The organism is Winogradskyella sp. PC D3.3, from assembly GCF_054366245.1.
Map to the genome: position 1 here is coordinate 1,431,217 of NZ_CM135962.1, position 14,568 is coordinate 1,445,784.

General features: G+C 34.7%; 15 protein-coding genes. 4 read left to right on the top strand and 11 right to left on the bottom strand.

Annotated features, from left to right (window positions below; all coding sequences use genetic code 11):
• Position 1: 1 nt before the first annotated feature.
• The 4 genes from ACXGSQ_RS06125 to ACXGSQ_RS06140 all read left to right on the top strand — a co-directional run bounded on the left by ACXGSQ_RS06125 (position 2) and on the right by ACXGSQ_RS06140 (position 2,869).
• Entirely contained in the window at positions 2-259 is a 258-nt protein-coding gene (locus ACXGSQ_RS06125; RefSeq protein ID WP_458628743.1) for a hypothetical protein, read from the top strand.
• A gap of 11 nt (positions 260-270) precedes the next feature.
• A complete protein-coding gene (locus tag ACXGSQ_RS06130) occupies positions 271-537 on the top strand; it encodes a 2OG-Fe(II) oxygenase (protein WP_458628744.1) in 267 nt (88 codons plus the stop codon).
• 12 nt (positions 538-549) lie between these two features.
• Positions 550-1,284 (top strand): metallophosphoesterase family protein, encoded by a 735-nt coding sequence (locus ACXGSQ_RS06135; RefSeq protein WP_458628745.1) that lies wholly within the window; start codon positions 550-552, stop codon positions 1,282-1,284.
• Positions 1,285-1,417: 133 nt separating this feature from the next.
• Positions 1,418-2,869, top strand: a complete 1,452-nt coding sequence (locus ACXGSQ_RS06140; RefSeq protein ID WP_458628746.1) for a nicotinate phosphoribosyltransferase — start codon at positions 1,418-1,420, stop codon at positions 2,867-2,869.
• Between the two features lie 66 nt (positions 2,870-2,935).
• Here ACXGSQ_RS06140 and ACXGSQ_RS06145 read toward each other — a convergent pair whose 3' ends face one another.
• From ACXGSQ_RS06145 to ACXGSQ_RS06195, 11 genes are all read right to left on the bottom strand, one after another.
• Complete coding sequence (locus tag ACXGSQ_RS06145; RefSeq protein ID WP_458628747.1) at positions 2,936-3,769, bottom strand: TIGR04283 family arsenosugar biosynthesis glycosyltransferase; 834 nt, start codon at positions 3,767-3,769, stop codon at positions 2,936-2,938.
• Between the two features lie 32 nt (positions 3,770-3,801).
• Positions 3,802-4,113, bottom strand: coding sequence for a DUF547 domain-containing protein (locus tag ACXGSQ_RS06150; protein ID WP_458628748.1), 312 nt, complete (start codon positions 4,111-4,113; stop codon positions 3,802-3,804).
• Positions 4,114-4,159: 46 nt separating this feature from the next.
• A complete protein-coding gene (locus ACXGSQ_RS06155) occupies positions 4,160-4,660 on the bottom strand; it encodes a DUF547 domain-containing protein (protein WP_458628749.1) in 501 nt (166 codons plus the stop codon).
• Positions 4,661-4,673: 13 nt separating this feature from the next.
• Positions 4,674-5,573, bottom strand: a complete 900-nt coding sequence (locus ACXGSQ_RS06160) for a sterol desaturase family protein (RefSeq protein WP_458628750.1) — start codon at positions 5,571-5,573, stop codon at positions 4,674-4,676.
• Positions 5,574-5,642: 69 nt separating this feature from the next.
• Positions 5,643-6,455: a purine-nucleoside phosphorylase gene (locus ACXGSQ_RS06165; protein WP_458628751.1), complete on the bottom strand. Its 813-nt coding sequence runs from the start codon at positions 6,453-6,455 to the stop codon at positions 5,643-5,645.
• On the bottom strand, positions 6,448-7,077 hold the full coding sequence (locus ACXGSQ_RS06170; RefSeq protein ID WP_458628752.1) for a TIGR04282 family arsenosugar biosynthesis glycosyltransferase: 630 nt from the start codon (positions 7,075-7,077) through the stop codon (positions 6,448-6,450). Before ACXGSQ_RS06170 ends, ACXGSQ_RS06165 begins: the two co-directional genes overlap by 8 nt.
• Positions 7,070-7,564, bottom strand: coding sequence for a rhodanese-like domain-containing protein (locus tag ACXGSQ_RS06175; protein ID WP_458628753.1), 495 nt, complete (start codon positions 7,562-7,564; stop codon positions 7,070-7,072). Before ACXGSQ_RS06175 ends, ACXGSQ_RS06170 begins: the two co-directional genes overlap by 8 nt.
• A gap of 30 nt (positions 7,565-7,594) precedes the next feature.
• Positions 7,595-8,422: a metallophosphoesterase family protein gene (locus ACXGSQ_RS06180; RefSeq protein WP_458628754.1), complete on the bottom strand. Its 828-nt coding sequence runs from the start codon at positions 8,420-8,422 to the stop codon at positions 7,595-7,597.
• Positions 8,423-8,447: 25 nt separating this feature from the next.
• A complete protein-coding gene (locus ACXGSQ_RS06185) occupies positions 8,448-9,788 on the bottom strand; it encodes a sodium:solute symporter family transporter (RefSeq protein WP_458628755.1) in 1,341 nt (446 codons plus the stop codon).
• Between the two features lie 6 nt (positions 9,789-9,794).
• Positions 9,795-11,237 carry a SusD/RagB family nutrient-binding outer membrane lipoprotein gene (locus ACXGSQ_RS06190; RefSeq protein WP_458628756.1) on the bottom strand — a complete coding sequence of 481 codons (1,443 nt, stop codon included), beginning with the start codon at positions 11,235-11,237 and terminating at the stop codon, positions 9,795-9,797.
• 82 nt (positions 11,238-11,319) lie between these two features.
• Entirely contained in the window at positions 11,320-14,514 is a 3,195-nt protein-coding gene (locus tag ACXGSQ_RS06195) for a SusC/RagA family TonB-linked outer membrane protein (protein WP_458628757.1), read from the bottom strand.
• Between the last annotated feature and the right edge of the window lie 54 nt (positions 14,515-14,568).

Below are 14,568 nucleotides of genomic sequence, written 5' to 3' on the forward strand. Positions count from 1 at the left end.
CATGAAAAAAATCGAACGATATAAAGATCTTTTTATTGTAGAGTATTTTTTGACTTCAGAAGAATGTGACTATTATATTAATTTTGGAAACTCTATAGGGTTTGAAGAAGCTAAAATTGGTGTTGAAGGAGCGCAAGTTATGAATAAAGAGGTGCGTAATAATGACCGATTATTATTTTTTGATCAAGCTTTCTCCGATAAACTTAGGGAACGTATTCAGCCCTTTTTACCTAAAAAAATGGAGTCTATAACGCATTAGATTTAAATGAAATGTTTAGAATATATCGTTATACTAAAGGGCAGCGTTTTAAAATGCATCGTGATGGAAGCTATGAGCGTAACGAAAATGAAAGTAGTTTCTTTTCATTTATAATATATTTAAATGATAATTTTGAAGGAGGAGAAACAAAATTTAGAAAATTTGAAACCATTGTGCCCCAAAAAGGTTCTGTTTTATTATTTCAGCATGCCTATAGGCATGAAGGAAAAGAGAGTATATTCGGAACAAAATATGTGTTACGCACCGATGTTATGTAATAAATTAAACGAATGAAAAGAACGTTAGCCATAGGCGATATTCACGGAGGCTATAAAGCCTTAAAACAACTTTTAGATATACTGAAAATAACTAAAGAAGATAAACTGATTTTCTTAGGTGATTATGTTGATGGATGGAGTGAATCAGCTCAAGTCATAACCTTATTAATGGAGCTATCAAAAAATAATGATTGTGTATTTATTAAAGGAAATCATGATATATGGTGTGAGCAATGGTTAAGGACGGGTGAGGTGAATGATGTTTGGTTTATACACGGAGGAAAAGAAACCATTGAAAGTTACAGTTCGTTTTCAATAGAAGCTAAAAAACAACACTTAGACTTTTTTGAAGCCATGCCATCGTATTATATTGATCATAAAAACCGACTATTTCTTCACGCAGGTTTTACCTCAATGCACGGCGTAGAAAAAGAAATTCACAAAGAAAATTTTTCTTTCGATCGTACGCTTTGGGAAATGGCCTTAACTATGGATAAACGTATTAAAAAAGATTCAGCTATATATCCTAACCGACTAAAACATTATACCGAAATCTATATTGGTCATACTCCAACGACTAATTATAAAATACTTCAACCAATGCACGCTGTTAATGTTTGGAATATTGATACTGGAGCGGCATTTACAGGACCTTTATCTGCCATTGATGTTGATAGAAAAGACATTTTTCAGAGTGATAAGGTTATGGACTTATATCCAAATGAAATCGGCCGGAATAAAAAATGATATATGTGATGATAGGTAGGACTTTATCTTAGTTTTATAAAATCTTTTTTATTTGTGTAAATAATACACAAATAGTTTTGTGCTTTAAATATTGAAATGTATATTTGTGTAATAATTACGCAAATCAAATATTATGAATCCACTACTATACACAGATGGTTATAAAGTTGACCACAGAAGACAATATCCAGAAGGAACTACTTTAGTCTATTCTAACTGGACACCAAGAAAAAGTCGAATTGAAGGTATCGAAAACGTCGTGTTTTTCGGATTACAATATTTCATCAAAAAATATATGATAGATGATTTTAATACCAACTTTTTTAATCAACCAAAAGCCGAAATTTGTAAACGTTACTCTAGACGTATCAATAATTATTTAGGTCCAAACCAAGTCGGAATTGACCATATTGAAGCGCTACATGATTTGGGATATTTACCCATGGTTATAAAAGCGTTGCCTGAAGGCTCACAAGTGCCAATTAGAGTGCCAATGGTTACAATGTATAACACAAAACCAGAATTTTTTTGGCTAACAAATTATTTCGAAACCTTATTGTCAACCACACTTTGGATGCCTTGTAATTCAGCTACCATTGCTAAACAATACCGAAAAATATTGGATACCTATGCCGAGGAGACGTCTTCAATTCCTGAATTTGTAGATTGGCAAGGTCATGATTTCTCAATGCGAGGCATGGCCGGATTAGAGGCCGCAGTTATGTCTTCTGCAGCACATTTGTTGAGTTTTACAGGAACGGATACAATACCAACAATCGATTTTTTAGAAACTTATTATAATGCAGATTCTGATAGCGAATTAATTGGAGGTAGTGTCGCAGCGACTGAACATTCTGTGATGTGTATGGGAACAAATTTAGGAGAACAAGCGACCTTTAAACGCTTAATTACAGAAATTTATCCAAACGGTGTTGTTTCTATAGTTTCAGATACTTGGGATTTATGGAAAGTACTTACAGATTATTTGCCTCATCTTAAAAATGAAGTATTAGCAAGAGATGGAAAAGTAGTGATTAGACCAGATTCTGGAGATCCAGTGGATATTATTTGTGGAAATCCGCATGGCAAATCTACAGAAGAGCAAAAAGGAGTAATTGAATTACTTTGGGATATTTTTGGTGGTAAAACCAATGATAAAGGTTACAGAGAATTAGATTCGCATATCGGAGCTATTTATGGTGATAGTATCACTTTAGAGCGCGCTACGCAAATTTGTGAACGCTTAAAACAAAAAGGCTTTGCATCAACCAATGTTGTTTTAGGAATTGGCTCGTTTACCTACCAATACAATACTAGAGATACATTCGGATTTGCCATGAAGGCTACTTACGGAGAAGTGAATGGAGAAGGAAGAGAAATTTATAAAGATCCAATCACAGATGATGGTACAAAAAAATCTGCAAAAGGTTTAATTAAGATTGAAAAAGAAAATGGTAGTTATAAATTAATTGATCAAGTGTCTTGGGAAGAAGAGCAACAAGGTGAGTTGAAAGAGGTCTTCCGTGATGGGAAAATACTTGTAGAAGCGTGTTTAAGTTCTATTCGTGAGCAAATAAAAAGCTAGTTTTAATCCGATGCTGAAGGATTAATTTATTCTAAGAGTGATGAGATAATCGTTTAAATATATAACCTAGCCAATGTGCCGCTTATAATACGCCAACAACTCATTAGCTGAAGCACCAAACCATTTTTTTACATAAATCGTCCAAAAATGATATTGTAGTTTCCAAACACCATGTTTACGATAGAGTCGTGCTGAGGTTGTCAATTTTTTATTGATGACTGTAAATTCATTCCGAGCATACAACTCATTAATCAGAATATTGTCTTCGTAGATAATATAGTTCTCGTTATAACCACCAATATCGTTAAACAGTGTTTTTGTAATAAACTGACTTTGGTCGCCACCTCTACTGGCTCGCCAAGAAAATTGGGTAAGCCAACTGGCTAAACGTAACCACCAATGGTTACTGTCAAACTGCATTCTAAAACAACCTGCTTGATTACCTTTTTGAACTTCGTTTATAATAAATTGATCAAAATCTTTAGGTGGAAAAGAATCGGCATGAAGAAAATATAAAATACTTCCAGTGGCATGCTTTGCACCAAAATTCATTTGTTTTGCTCTTCCTTTTGCCGAATTAATCAAAAGAATATTTGATTTATTTGCAAATCCTGAACTTGATTCAGGATCTCTTTCAGCGTTATCTAATACGTCAGTTCGAGTGAAATTCTTTTTTTGGAATTTTGTATCGCGAACATTGGATTTTATGCTTTCTATTACAGACCTGTCTGGTTTCAAAAATCGGACAGGTCTAAGTATGTCCAAAGTACCATCTGTACTACCTCCATCAACCACTATAATTTCAGAAATATTCTTAGACGACGAATTCTCTATTAAATGTGTTAACAAACGGCTAATAGTATCAGCCTCATTTAAAACAGGAATAATAATACTAATCATACAGTACTTACGATAAATTAATGATCGTAGTTTTAATCATTTAAATTCCAATTGTAATCGGTATAGCTCTTTTTAGCAGATGAAGAAATGGTAATGTCTGAGTATTGATTTAAGAAATCAATTAAGCTACCATCTTGCTCAAAATCCTTTTTAAACCACTTAAATATTTTTGAAATCTTGATGTTGTCTTTAGACAATTCGTTTTTAGACGTATCCGCTAAAAATTCTTTTGTAGCATTGGTTAATTGTGCATCTAAGTTTGAAGCTGTAAATGCTGTATTCTGAAGTTTAGGACATGATACAGAAGCACAAACAATAGCAAAATGAATTCTAGGTTCATTCATTTTTCTTAGTATTTTATGTTCAATATCGTTTAGGTTTTGCCAAGTGTTACCAAATTTCCAAAGCCTTTGATCCCAGGATCTTAATATCTTTTATACTTTTTGTTGGGTAATTTCTGAGGATTAAATCTATGGTTAAAGCGTTGTATGCATTAATCCAGTAAGCGAGTTTGTCGTTCTTAGTCCAATCATCATTAGGTTGATGTAATTTTAACAAGTCAATATAACGTTGTAATGTTTTTGACTCAGTTTTAAGACCTTTATAATTTACATTTCCATTTTCTGAAACGTACTTTTTTAACAATGCATTAAAAATAGCGTGATCAAAAGCTTCCGTATAAATAATCTCTGTAGTTACTGAAATGCCATCATCACTTATGCTACCATTTTCTCCTAAGCTTATTTTAGTCGAATTATTGTCTTTGTTTTGTTCTGTCAAAACAATCTTAGAAGCATTTGTTTCTATAACTTTATCTTGAGTTACTTTTTGGAATCCACTACACGCTGAAGTAAATATTAAAGTGACAATTAAGGCTGATAAATATTTCATATAAATTCTTTTATTAATCTGTTTTCCGCTTACGCTGAAATGCAGGATAGGCAGACTGACTCATAAAATCTTTTGGGAAATTTTCATCGTCATCAAAACCCAATTCGATATCTCTGCCATCGTGTGGAATGTAATCGGTTTTAAACAAATAATCCCAAATACTTAACGTGATTCCGAAATTGACTCCGAAACGTTCTCCTTTGGGTAATTCTTTCACGTGATGCCAAATATGCATTTTCGGATTGTTGAAAATATATTTCAAAACTCCATAATCCCAACCCAAATTCGCATGGTTTAAATGTCCAATAGTTATGTTGAAGAAATAAACAATCGCCACATCTTGTGCGTCAAACCCTCCAATTATAGCAAGTGGAACGTATAATATCGTTTTATAGACAATAGGTTCCATCCAATGGTAGCGTAAATGACCAGCAAATCCCATTTCTTTGATGCTGTGATGCACTTTGTGGAAATTCCAAAGCCATTCAAAACGGTGCAAAAGCCGATGGGTATTCCATTGTACAAAATCTGAAACAATAAAAAAGATAAATAAGCCTAACCATTTAGGAAGTTCATCAACATCAAACAATTGAAAGCTTGAAACAGACAGTCCTACAAGGCCCAAAACATCATTAAATAGTTCTGAAACCGTATTAGATAAGGCAATAAAAACAATAAGATTCAACAAAAAGAAATTGAAAAACATGTAAAACGTATCTAGCCAAAAATCTTTTCGGAATAAGGCTTGGTCTTTACGCCAAGGAAATGCAATTTCAAGAATCCAAACTAAAACAGAAATAAGGATAAGACCATAAAAAAAGTTATCCCAATGATTGAGGTCAATGAGTTCGTATTTGAGGTAATTCCAGTATCCTGAATAGGAATTTTTAATGAGGTCTATATACTTTTCCATAGGTGCTTCTTGAGTAGGCAGGAATATCTTTTGTTATTCTGCAAGGTTTTTTAAATCCTGGCAGTTTTTTTATAAGGTCTTAATCAATTCTTTAAATAAAGTAATCATATTCGGTTCAGCCTTTCCGGCCATAGCAATGATTTCAGAAATATCAACGGGTTTTAAATTATCTGGATCACATTCGTCTGTTAATACAGAAACGGCTGCAACTTTTAAATTCAAATGATTTGCCACAATAATTTCTGGAACCGTACTCATGCCAACAGCATCAGATCCAATAATTTTTAACATGCGATATTCGGCACGAGTTTCTAATTGAGGACCAACGACACTAGTGTAAACACCTTTGTGTAGCGTTATATTGTGTGCTTTAGCAATGCTTTCAAATTTCGAATTAATTTCAGCATCATAAGGTGCACTCATATCTGCAAAACGTTCTCCTAATTCTGAAACGCCTTTAAACGCTAAAGGTGAACCTCCTTGAAGATTAATATGATCGTCAATAAGCATTAATTCTCCTTTTTTATAATTGAGATTAATGGCTCCGGAAGCATTTGAAACGAGTAACGTTTTAATACCTAATTTTTCCATAATTCGAACAGGAAACGTAACATCTTGCAACGAATACCCTTCATAAACATGAAAACGGCCTTGCATTACCACTACCTTTTTACCTTCTAAAATGCCGTAAATAAGTTTGCCTTTATGAAACTCTACGGTTGCTGTAGGAAAGTTGGGAATGTGATTATAGCTGGCTTCGGCTAAAATTTCTATTTCATCAATTAATTGTCCTAAACCTGTACCTAAAATGATACCGATTTCTGGGTTTTCAAAACCTTTGCTTTGTAAATATTCGGTACTTTCTATAATCTGTTTAATCATTGAGCTGCTGTATTTTTTCTTGTAATTTATTATTCGATTTGTAAAAGTCTGAAGCAATTAAGTCTTCATAAGTATCAATATCGTTTAAAGTGTCTAAGGTACCAACTGAAATTTGATTATTCTGTAACTCTTGTAACGTTAGTTCTAATAAATTGGGTTGACTCCATGGTTTATTGGTGAAAATTTCGGTATTCAATTTAGACATGCCTACCAAATAATAGCCGCCATCTTCTGCAGGTCCGAAAACCACTTCACTCGTATTTAAGGCCTCTAATCCATTTTTTATATGTGTAGAATGGATGTCTGGTAAATCAGAACCAATTAATACAATGTTGTTATAGCCAGCATCAAAGCCATCTTTAAAAGCGTTAAGCATGCGTTCTCCTAAATCTGCTCCATGTTGCACCACTTTAAATTCACCTTTCCATTGATCATCTACAATAGCATTAGAAAAATAAATGTGTTTATCGATGTCTAATTTCTGAGTTGCTTTTTCTGTGATTTTTACCAACTCGGTGTACACTTCAAACGCACCAAAATCGCCAATAGTTTTAGCGAGTCTAGTTTTTACAGTTCCTAATTTTATGTTTTTGACAAACACAATAACAAGTGATTTATTCATAGATTTTAATGCCTTTTAATAACCATTTACTCCAGTCTTTAGAGTAAGCGTGTACGTGATCTGTTTCCTTTTCTTCGGAATTATATACGGGAAAATTGTTGTTCTTCCATTCAAAAATACCACCAAATAAATTGTAAACATTGGTGTAGCCTTTCTTTTTCAGTTGTTCTGCAATGTCTTCAGAACGAATACCAACAGAACAATATACAACAATAGTTGATGTTTTATCAGGCAGTGTTTTTATAACAGTATCTATATCGAAATTATCGTAGCCAACATGTATAGCATCCTCAAGATGACTTACATTGTATTCTTTAAGTTCTCTGGAATCCAGTAGAATAGCATCCGTTTTTGGCATGGCCAATTCTTGAACAGACATATAAGGAATACGCTCTTTATTATGAATTTTTAATAACTCATGAAGGGTTTCTTGGCTATTTCCAAAGCAACTTAAGAGTAAAAATGATAAGATAAAGAGGTTTCGCATTTCTAATTAGTATAAATAGTTTGGTTAACCTTACAGTTCTAGTGGTTTTCCTTGCTGCTGTTTTTCGGGTTCAGGTAAAATTTCCATGTTGTCCCAAATCCCTGAAACTATCGTTTTTGCATAAGATTCTGGGAGCAATCCGTTAAGCATTAATTTGTTAGTGAACGTATGGTTATAGTCTAACTTACGAAAATTTACTTGCAAAGGTTTTACAGAATCCTCCAAAATAGCAAACCAAACATTGGGTTTTCCATCATTAGCAGGCATACCAATCACACCTGGATTTATCCAAAGTTTATCGCTGTTTTTATGTTCGAAAGGTAGACCACAATGGCCAGCAATAATAATATCACTTTCGGTAGCTTCAAAATTAGAGTGTTTCGTAGCCCAAGCTGTCGATTTGAAAATAAATTCTGAAACATTAAAATACGAACCATGTACAACAGTCACCTTTTGATCTCCCATTGTGAATTTTATATAATCTGGAAGCGTGTCAAGATAGTCAAGTGAATCTTTAGAGAGTTTGCTCTTCGCATAAGGATACCATTGTTGTGAAAAACCATCGCATCGTGAGCCTTCTCTAAAATCGCAGCCGCAATCGTCTTCATCATCACGTAGTTGAATTTCAACATTACCAACAATGCTTCTGGCATTCCAAGTTTTAAAGGTTTGAATGGTTTCTTCAGGTTGTGCGCAATAACCAATAATATCGCCAGTGCAAATACAATTTTCAGGGGCAATGCCTTCAGATTCTGCCACAGCAATTAATGCTTCAAGGGCTTGAAGGTTACTGTAAACACCACCAAAGAGTAGTACTTTACCTGAAAGGTTTCCTATGTCAACTATGTTTTTATCCATAACATTTTCCACGCAAGTGGACATCTCATTTATTTGATTTCAACCATTTCGGTATGAAATATAAAATATTACAACTTAAAATTCCCCAAATATTCACCCAAAGTAAATCAGCATACTTACCTTCTGTAAAAATTAAGGCTTCCGGAAACACATTAAAAACCAAGGTAAATCCAAATATTAATCCGGTAATAACACTCAAATAGAAACTCATTTTGGGTACTTTAATGTTCCAAAACAGAAAGATGGGTGTTAAACCAATCACCATGGTGCCAGATATGGTGGTTGCTGATAAAATTTCGGCGTCAAGAAAAACAGGCAGTGTACCTAATATAGCAATAGCTGCCATGGATATTCTGCCAAAGGTGATATCGTTAACGATACCTAAATCAATCGCCAATAATTTTGAAAAGGACGAAAATGTTGAGTCTAGTGTGGAAGCGGCTGAGGTAATCATTATAAAATTAATGACTAACAAAATAACCACGCCAAAGGCTTTTCCAACTTCTACGGCGGCTTGACCTTTAAATCCTTGGGTTTGTGCATAGATACCAATAACACTAAAGAGTACAATACAAAGCGCACCTAATAAACTTGCCCATAAAAAGCTTTTTCGGGTGACTTTAGGTGAACTGATAAAGGCTCTATCGGTTAAAACCGGATCGTGAAACGGATAACTAAAGGATTGAATAATGGCAGCGAAAAATAAATTTAAACCCAACTCAAAACTCCACGTACCAGAGGTTACCACATCAGTAACGCTAAAGGTTTCAATAGAGAAGATATTCCATAAAATCACTATAAGTAGAATACTGAATAATACCATTTGAATCACATCGGTAAAAATAGAACTACTTAAGCCTCCTTTTATGGCATACGCTAAAGTCAAAATAGTAAAAACGATAATCGCCCAATAATAATTGGAACTGCCTGTTTCTCCAAAATAACTCCCAATAACCATGGTATTACTCCAGACTTCATTAAACAAACGAATCGCAATCAATATCGAAAATAAAGCCATGGCTCCTTTTCCGAATTTGGTGGTAAGAAACTGATGAATACTTTTAAATCCACCAACAACGCGCATTTTGTAAATTAATAAACCAGCGACAGCAAAGGATATATAATAACCAGCATAGGCAACACCACCAACAATACCAAAGTCTAAACCTAAATTAGCAGCATTGGTAATGCTCTTGGCAAAAATCCAAGAAATAATAAGACTTCCAGTAAGCACTAAGCTGTTTGGTGCTTTTCTTTTATGAATCGCCTTAAAAAATTCGTCTGTAGTTTTTGCTAATGGTGATAATAGAAAGAGTAGTAAACTCGATGCGATTATCAAGATCCATTGCCAGTTAATTATATCCATCTATGTTTATTCATTCCACCAAACTGGCACGTTTATACTATTGTTGTCTGTTGCGGTTGCAGCAACACTGTAATTTTCAAAATTTAAAGCTGCTTCTTCGGCGGGATAAGGCATTCTAATCGGGATTAAATCATTGTTTAAACTCGCGGAAATGGTTTGCAGTTCGGGGAAACCTGTTCTTCGGTATTCTATCCAACCTTCATAACCATTAATGACATTAGCGATCCATTTTTGCGTTAAGATTTGTTCCATCGGATTTGTACCAATTGCATCATAAGCCGCAGGACCAGTGAGGTAATCTGCCGGTAATGCTGTGTTCCAATATTCGAAAGCTAAAGTGACTCCGGAATTATAAAGCGTTTGTGCATCTGCATTAATAATGCCTTTGGCAGCCGCTTCGGCTAAGGCAAATTGCACTTCCCAAGCCGTAATAAAATTAGCGTCTAAAGTTGAGGTGTCTTCTCGAAAAGCAGTACTTGCTAAAGAATAATTAGCTAAGGCAATTGAGGTTGATGAGGCATCAATGCCATTTAATAAACCATTAAATTCATTGGAAGTTGAATTAGAAAATGGTCGGAATAAACTTGAAAGTCGTGTGTCATTCAAACTCACTAAAATCGTTTCCATAGTTTCGGATAAGACAAAATTGTTGAAATCTCCAATTCGTAATTGGGCTAACCTAAAACTGTTTGGATCTGTATTGGTAAAATTGAAAATAGCATTCTCACTGTTGGAAGTGATATAATTACCTTCATCAAAAAGCGTTTGTAAATCATTAGAAATATCAATTTTATCTGAAATACGCACCAAATGTTTAATTTTTAAAGCATTCGCGAATTTTATCCAAGCCTCCAAATTGCCATTAAATAAAATATCTCCTTCTAGCGGAATCACATCCGTATAGGCTTCAATAGCTGCAATACCTTTATCTAAGTTATCTAAGATGCCGTTTTCATTGAGGTAAATCTCTTCTTGCAAATCATATGCTGGTGTTACTGTACCGTTAACGCCATTAAAAGCTTCAAAATAAGGCACATCTCCAAATAAATCCGTCAAACCAGCAGCCATATAAGCCTTAAGAATTAAAGCAGGACCTTCATAAACAGCAAAGGTTTCTGTGGTTCTGGCTTGGTTGAGAATAATCTCATTATCTCTTAAGTTTGTATAAAAAATAGGCCAAGGATTGCCACCTAATTGTGGTGATTTTAGCGCATGTCTATCAAACAAATTAAAATCTAAAGCGGTTCTGTGTTGTGCTAATAAATCGCCAGCAACAAAACCTTCGTAGCTCATGTTTTCGCCAAAATCGTAAATCACTTGTCGCAGTAATAAACTAGGCTGAACAGAACTTGGTGCATTTGGATTGGTATTAATGTCTTCAAAATCTTTGGTACAGCTTGTGGTGAACATTAAGCTTAAAACCGAAACGATATATATAATTTTTTTCATTGAAAATTTTATTTTCATTCCCTTAAAAAAGGGAAGTTTATTATTTTGTTCACTATTCTTGAGATTCCCATTGTTGTGAGAACTAGAAGTTAAATCCGGCTTTAAAACCAATACTTCGTGTGGTCGCATAACTCATGTCTTCAACACCACTTACAAATCCATTCCCTTGAACCGCTAATTGCTCAGGGTCAAAATGCGGATTCTCCGTAATCGCAAATAGATTATTTCCAACTAACGAAAGACTTAAGTCAGCACCTTCTTTTAGTCCCAAGAAGCCATCTTTTATATTGAAGGTATAACCAATGGCAAATTGACGTAGCTTTAAAAAGGAAGCGTCGTAAACGTTGTTTTCTTCGTGATTTCTATCGTAAAACTGTCGGTAATAACTTTCTGCCGAAACCGCAACAGTATTGGCTTGTCCTGTATTTACATTAACACCTTGTGCTACAATTCCAGCATCTGGTCTGTAACTCGTTTCAGCTAATTGACCACCGACATTTCCTAAAGCACGTGTTCTCGAAACAATTTCGCCTCCTTGTCTCCAATCGAATAAAAAACTCATATTCCAGTTTTTATAATTGAAATTATTGCTCCAGCCCAAAGTGAAATCAGGATTATAATTTCCTAATTTTTGTAAATCATTATCTGCGATAAATCGACCTTCATCATCAATTAAAAATTTGCCATTTTCGTTTTTTTCATAACCTGTTCCATAGAAATCACCAACACGTCCACCTTCTTCTACCTGAAACCAAACCGTTTGGTTGGCGCTATCGTAAATTCTACTGTAGGCTAGTGTTAATCTGCCATCAGCTTGTGGTAAATCTTTAATTACAGAACGATTGGTTGCAAAATTAAACGTGCTATTCCAATTAAAATGATCGGTTTGAACAGGTGTGATCCCTAAAATAATTTCCACACCTTGCGTATTTACTTTTCCGCCATTAACCACTTGCTGATTGTAGCCCGAAGAAATAGCCACAGGTAAAGAAATAATTTGGTCTTCGGTATTGGCATTGTAATAAGTGACATCTAATCGTACTCTATTTTCAAAAAAACGCAAGTCGGTACCAAATTCATAAGAGGTGGTACGTTCTGGTTTTAAGTTGGCATTTGGGATAAAATTTTGATCGCTAAATGTGGGTTGACTGTTATAAGGCGTTTGTGACACAAAAGCACCTGAAGTTTGATAAGCGCTAGTATCATTTCCAACTTGTGCCACACTTGCTCTAAGTTTTACAAACGAAAATACGTCTGGCAACTCCACAATATTAGATAGAATAAAACTCGATGACACAGAAGGGTAGAAGAACGAGGTGCCATCCACAGAAAAAGGTGTAGCTAAAGCACTAGACCAATCGTTTCTTCCTGTAATATCTAAAAATAAATAGTCTTTATAACCCAGTTTTGTAATGCCGTAAAATGAATTAATTCGCTTTTCGCTTTCAAACTGAAACACTTCAATTGGTGATGCTGCATTGTTTAGATTAAAGATTCCTGGTTGTGCCAAACTAACCGTTTGCGATTGTTTAGTTGATGCGGTTTGGTTCAATCGATTTCCACCTAAAAAGATATCTACAGAAAAGTTATTAAACTGATTTTTATAGTTGATTAAAAAATCGGTATTCACTTCTCTAAACATTACATCGTGTTCTGCGTATGCACCATTACTAAAACGGTTGCTGCTGTAAGCACGACGTAATTGGCGTTTTTCTGTAGAATAATCCATTCCTGTTCTTAAGGAAATACTTAAGTTTTTAGTCAGTTCTTGCTTAATAGAAATATTCCCAAAAATACGATCGCGATTAAAGGAATTGGTGTTCTCATTTAAGATTAAATACGGATTGTCAAAAAAGGTGTAGTTAAACGAGTATTGTTGTGTGCCTTCTAAACCAGGTTGCCAATAATTTTTTAAGTTGTCAATATTTAAAGAACGTGGACCCCAAGCTACAAGCGAATAATTCACGTTTTCACTTCCGTAACCATTGGAAGGTCTATTGTCGCTACTAGAATTTATGTAGCTAAAAGATGAATTGATTTGAGTATTCTCACTTGGTTGAAAGTTTAATTTGGCAGCAATGGTTTGTCGGTCTAAATTCACGCCAGGAATAATCGATTCACTTCTCAAGTCGGTAAATGATAATCTGTAATTACCGGAATCAAATCCATTAGAAACTGAAATATTATTAATGGTTGTAACACCGGTTTCATAAAAATTCTTCAAGTTATCTGGATTCGATTTAAAAGGTGTTGCTGTGATGTCTAAGCCATCGTAAAGGGCAGTATCTCCACCTCTAACAAAAGTGCCATTTGGTAATTGCACAGGACTATCAAATTGCGGAATTAACAAACCCGTGTCTAATCGTGGTCCCCAAGAATAGGTGATATTGTCATTTATACCACCACCTAAACCGTCTACATATTCAAATTCACCAGAATTACCTTGACCATACGAATTTTGAAATTCAGGCAATTTAAAAGCAGATTCAACAAAAAGAGAAGAATTAAAACTGACGCCTAAACCTCTTTTGTTTTTTCCGTTTTTAGTTTCAATAACAATAACACCATTAGAGGCTCTTGTACCATATAATGCAGCAGCACTCGGACCTTTTAAAACCGTAACGGAACCAATATCATCCGGATTGACTTCCATGCCACCATTACCAAAATCAATTTCTTGAAATCCTGCAGCAGCTTCATTGGTGAAATTAAAAACCGTTTCATTATTTATAGGCACTCCATCCACCACAAATAAAGGATTGTTGTTAGAAAAGGACGCTTCGCCTCTAATCGTAATTTTGGAAGAAGAACCAACACCTGTGGCACCTTGCGTTACTGTAACTCCAGCTAATTTTCCTTGTAGGTTATCTAGAAAGTTTACGGTTTTTACTTCTGTTAATTTTTTGGAAGAAATGGCTTGAACAGCATAACCTAATTCTTTAGTGTCCCGTTCTAAACCTAAAGCAGTAATGACCACTTCGTCTAAAGCTGCGGAATCTTCTTCAAGTGCAATATTGATTATAGTTGTATTACCAACACTAATGGTTTGGGTTTTAAAGCCTAAAAAGGAAAAAGTAAGTTGCTCTGAATTTGAATTAACGACAATGCTATATGTGCCTTGCTCGTCTGTTGTTGTTCCATCGCCATTGTTAGATGAGATGTTTACAAACGGCAAAGGTGTGTTTGAAACAGCATCGGTGACGGTTCCGGTAATTGTAATTTGCGCATTGCCCAATAGACATAAGCATAGCAGCAAGCATGAGTAAATGTACTTCATATCACGACCACAAAACATGGCGATTTTTTAAGATGTGAGAATATTTAGGTGTAA

Bases quoted from the DNA above. Each gene is read 5' to 3' on its own strand.
- ACXGSQ_RS06135 (WP_458628745.1), top strand. From the start codon at position 550: ATGAAAAGAACGTTAGCCATAGGCGATATTCACGGAGGCTATAAAGCC.
- ACXGSQ_RS06185 (WP_458628755.1), bottom strand. From the start codon at position 9,788: ATGGATATAATTAACTGGCAATGGATCTTGATAATCGCATCGAGTTTA.
- ACXGSQ_RS06190 (WP_458628756.1), bottom strand. From the start codon at position 11,237: ATGAAAAAAATTATATATATCGTTTCGGTTTTAAGCTTAATGTTCACC.
- ACXGSQ_RS06150 (WP_458628748.1), bottom strand. From the start codon at position 4,113: ATGAATGAACCTAGAATTCATTTTGCTATTGTTTGTGCTTCTGTATCA.
- ACXGSQ_RS06195 (WP_458628757.1), bottom strand. From the start codon at position 14,514: ATGAAGTACATTTACTCATGCTTGCTGCTATGCTTATGTCTATTGGGC.
- ACXGSQ_RS06165 (WP_458628751.1), bottom strand. From the start codon at position 6,455: ATGATTAAACAGATTATAGAAAGTACCGAATATTTACAAAGCAAAGGT.
- ACXGSQ_RS06130 (WP_458628744.1), top strand. From the start codon at position 271: ATGTTTAGAATATATCGTTATACTAAAGGGCAGCGTTTTAAAATGCAT.
- ACXGSQ_RS06170 (WP_458628752.1), bottom strand. From the start codon at position 7,077: ATGAATAAATCACTTGTTATTGTGTTTGTCAAAAACATAAAATTAGGA.
- ACXGSQ_RS06180 (WP_458628754.1), bottom strand. From the start codon at position 8,422: ATGGATAAAAACATAGTTGACATAGGAAACCTTTCAGGTAAAGTACTA.
- ACXGSQ_RS06125 (WP_458628743.1), top strand. From the start codon at position 2: ATGAAAAAAATCGAACGATATAAAGATCTTTTTATTGTAGAGTATTTT.
- ACXGSQ_RS06160 (WP_458628750.1), bottom strand. From the start codon at position 5,573: ATGGAAAAGTATATAGACCTCATTAAAAATTCCTATTCAGGATACTGG.
- ACXGSQ_RS06155 (WP_458628749.1), bottom strand. From the start codon at position 4,660: ATGAAATATTTATCAGCCTTAATTGTCACTTTAATATTTACTTCAGCG.
- ACXGSQ_RS06145 (WP_458628747.1), bottom strand. From the start codon at position 3,769: ATGATTAGTATTATTATTCCTGTTTTAAATGAGGCTGATACTATTAGC.
- ACXGSQ_RS06175 (WP_458628753.1), bottom strand. From the start codon at position 7,564: ATGCGAAACCTCTTTATCTTATCATTTTTACTCTTAAGTTGCTTTGGA.
- ACXGSQ_RS06140 (WP_458628746.1), top strand. From the start codon at position 1,418: ATGAATCCACTACTATACACAGATGGTTATAAAGTTGACCACAGAAGA.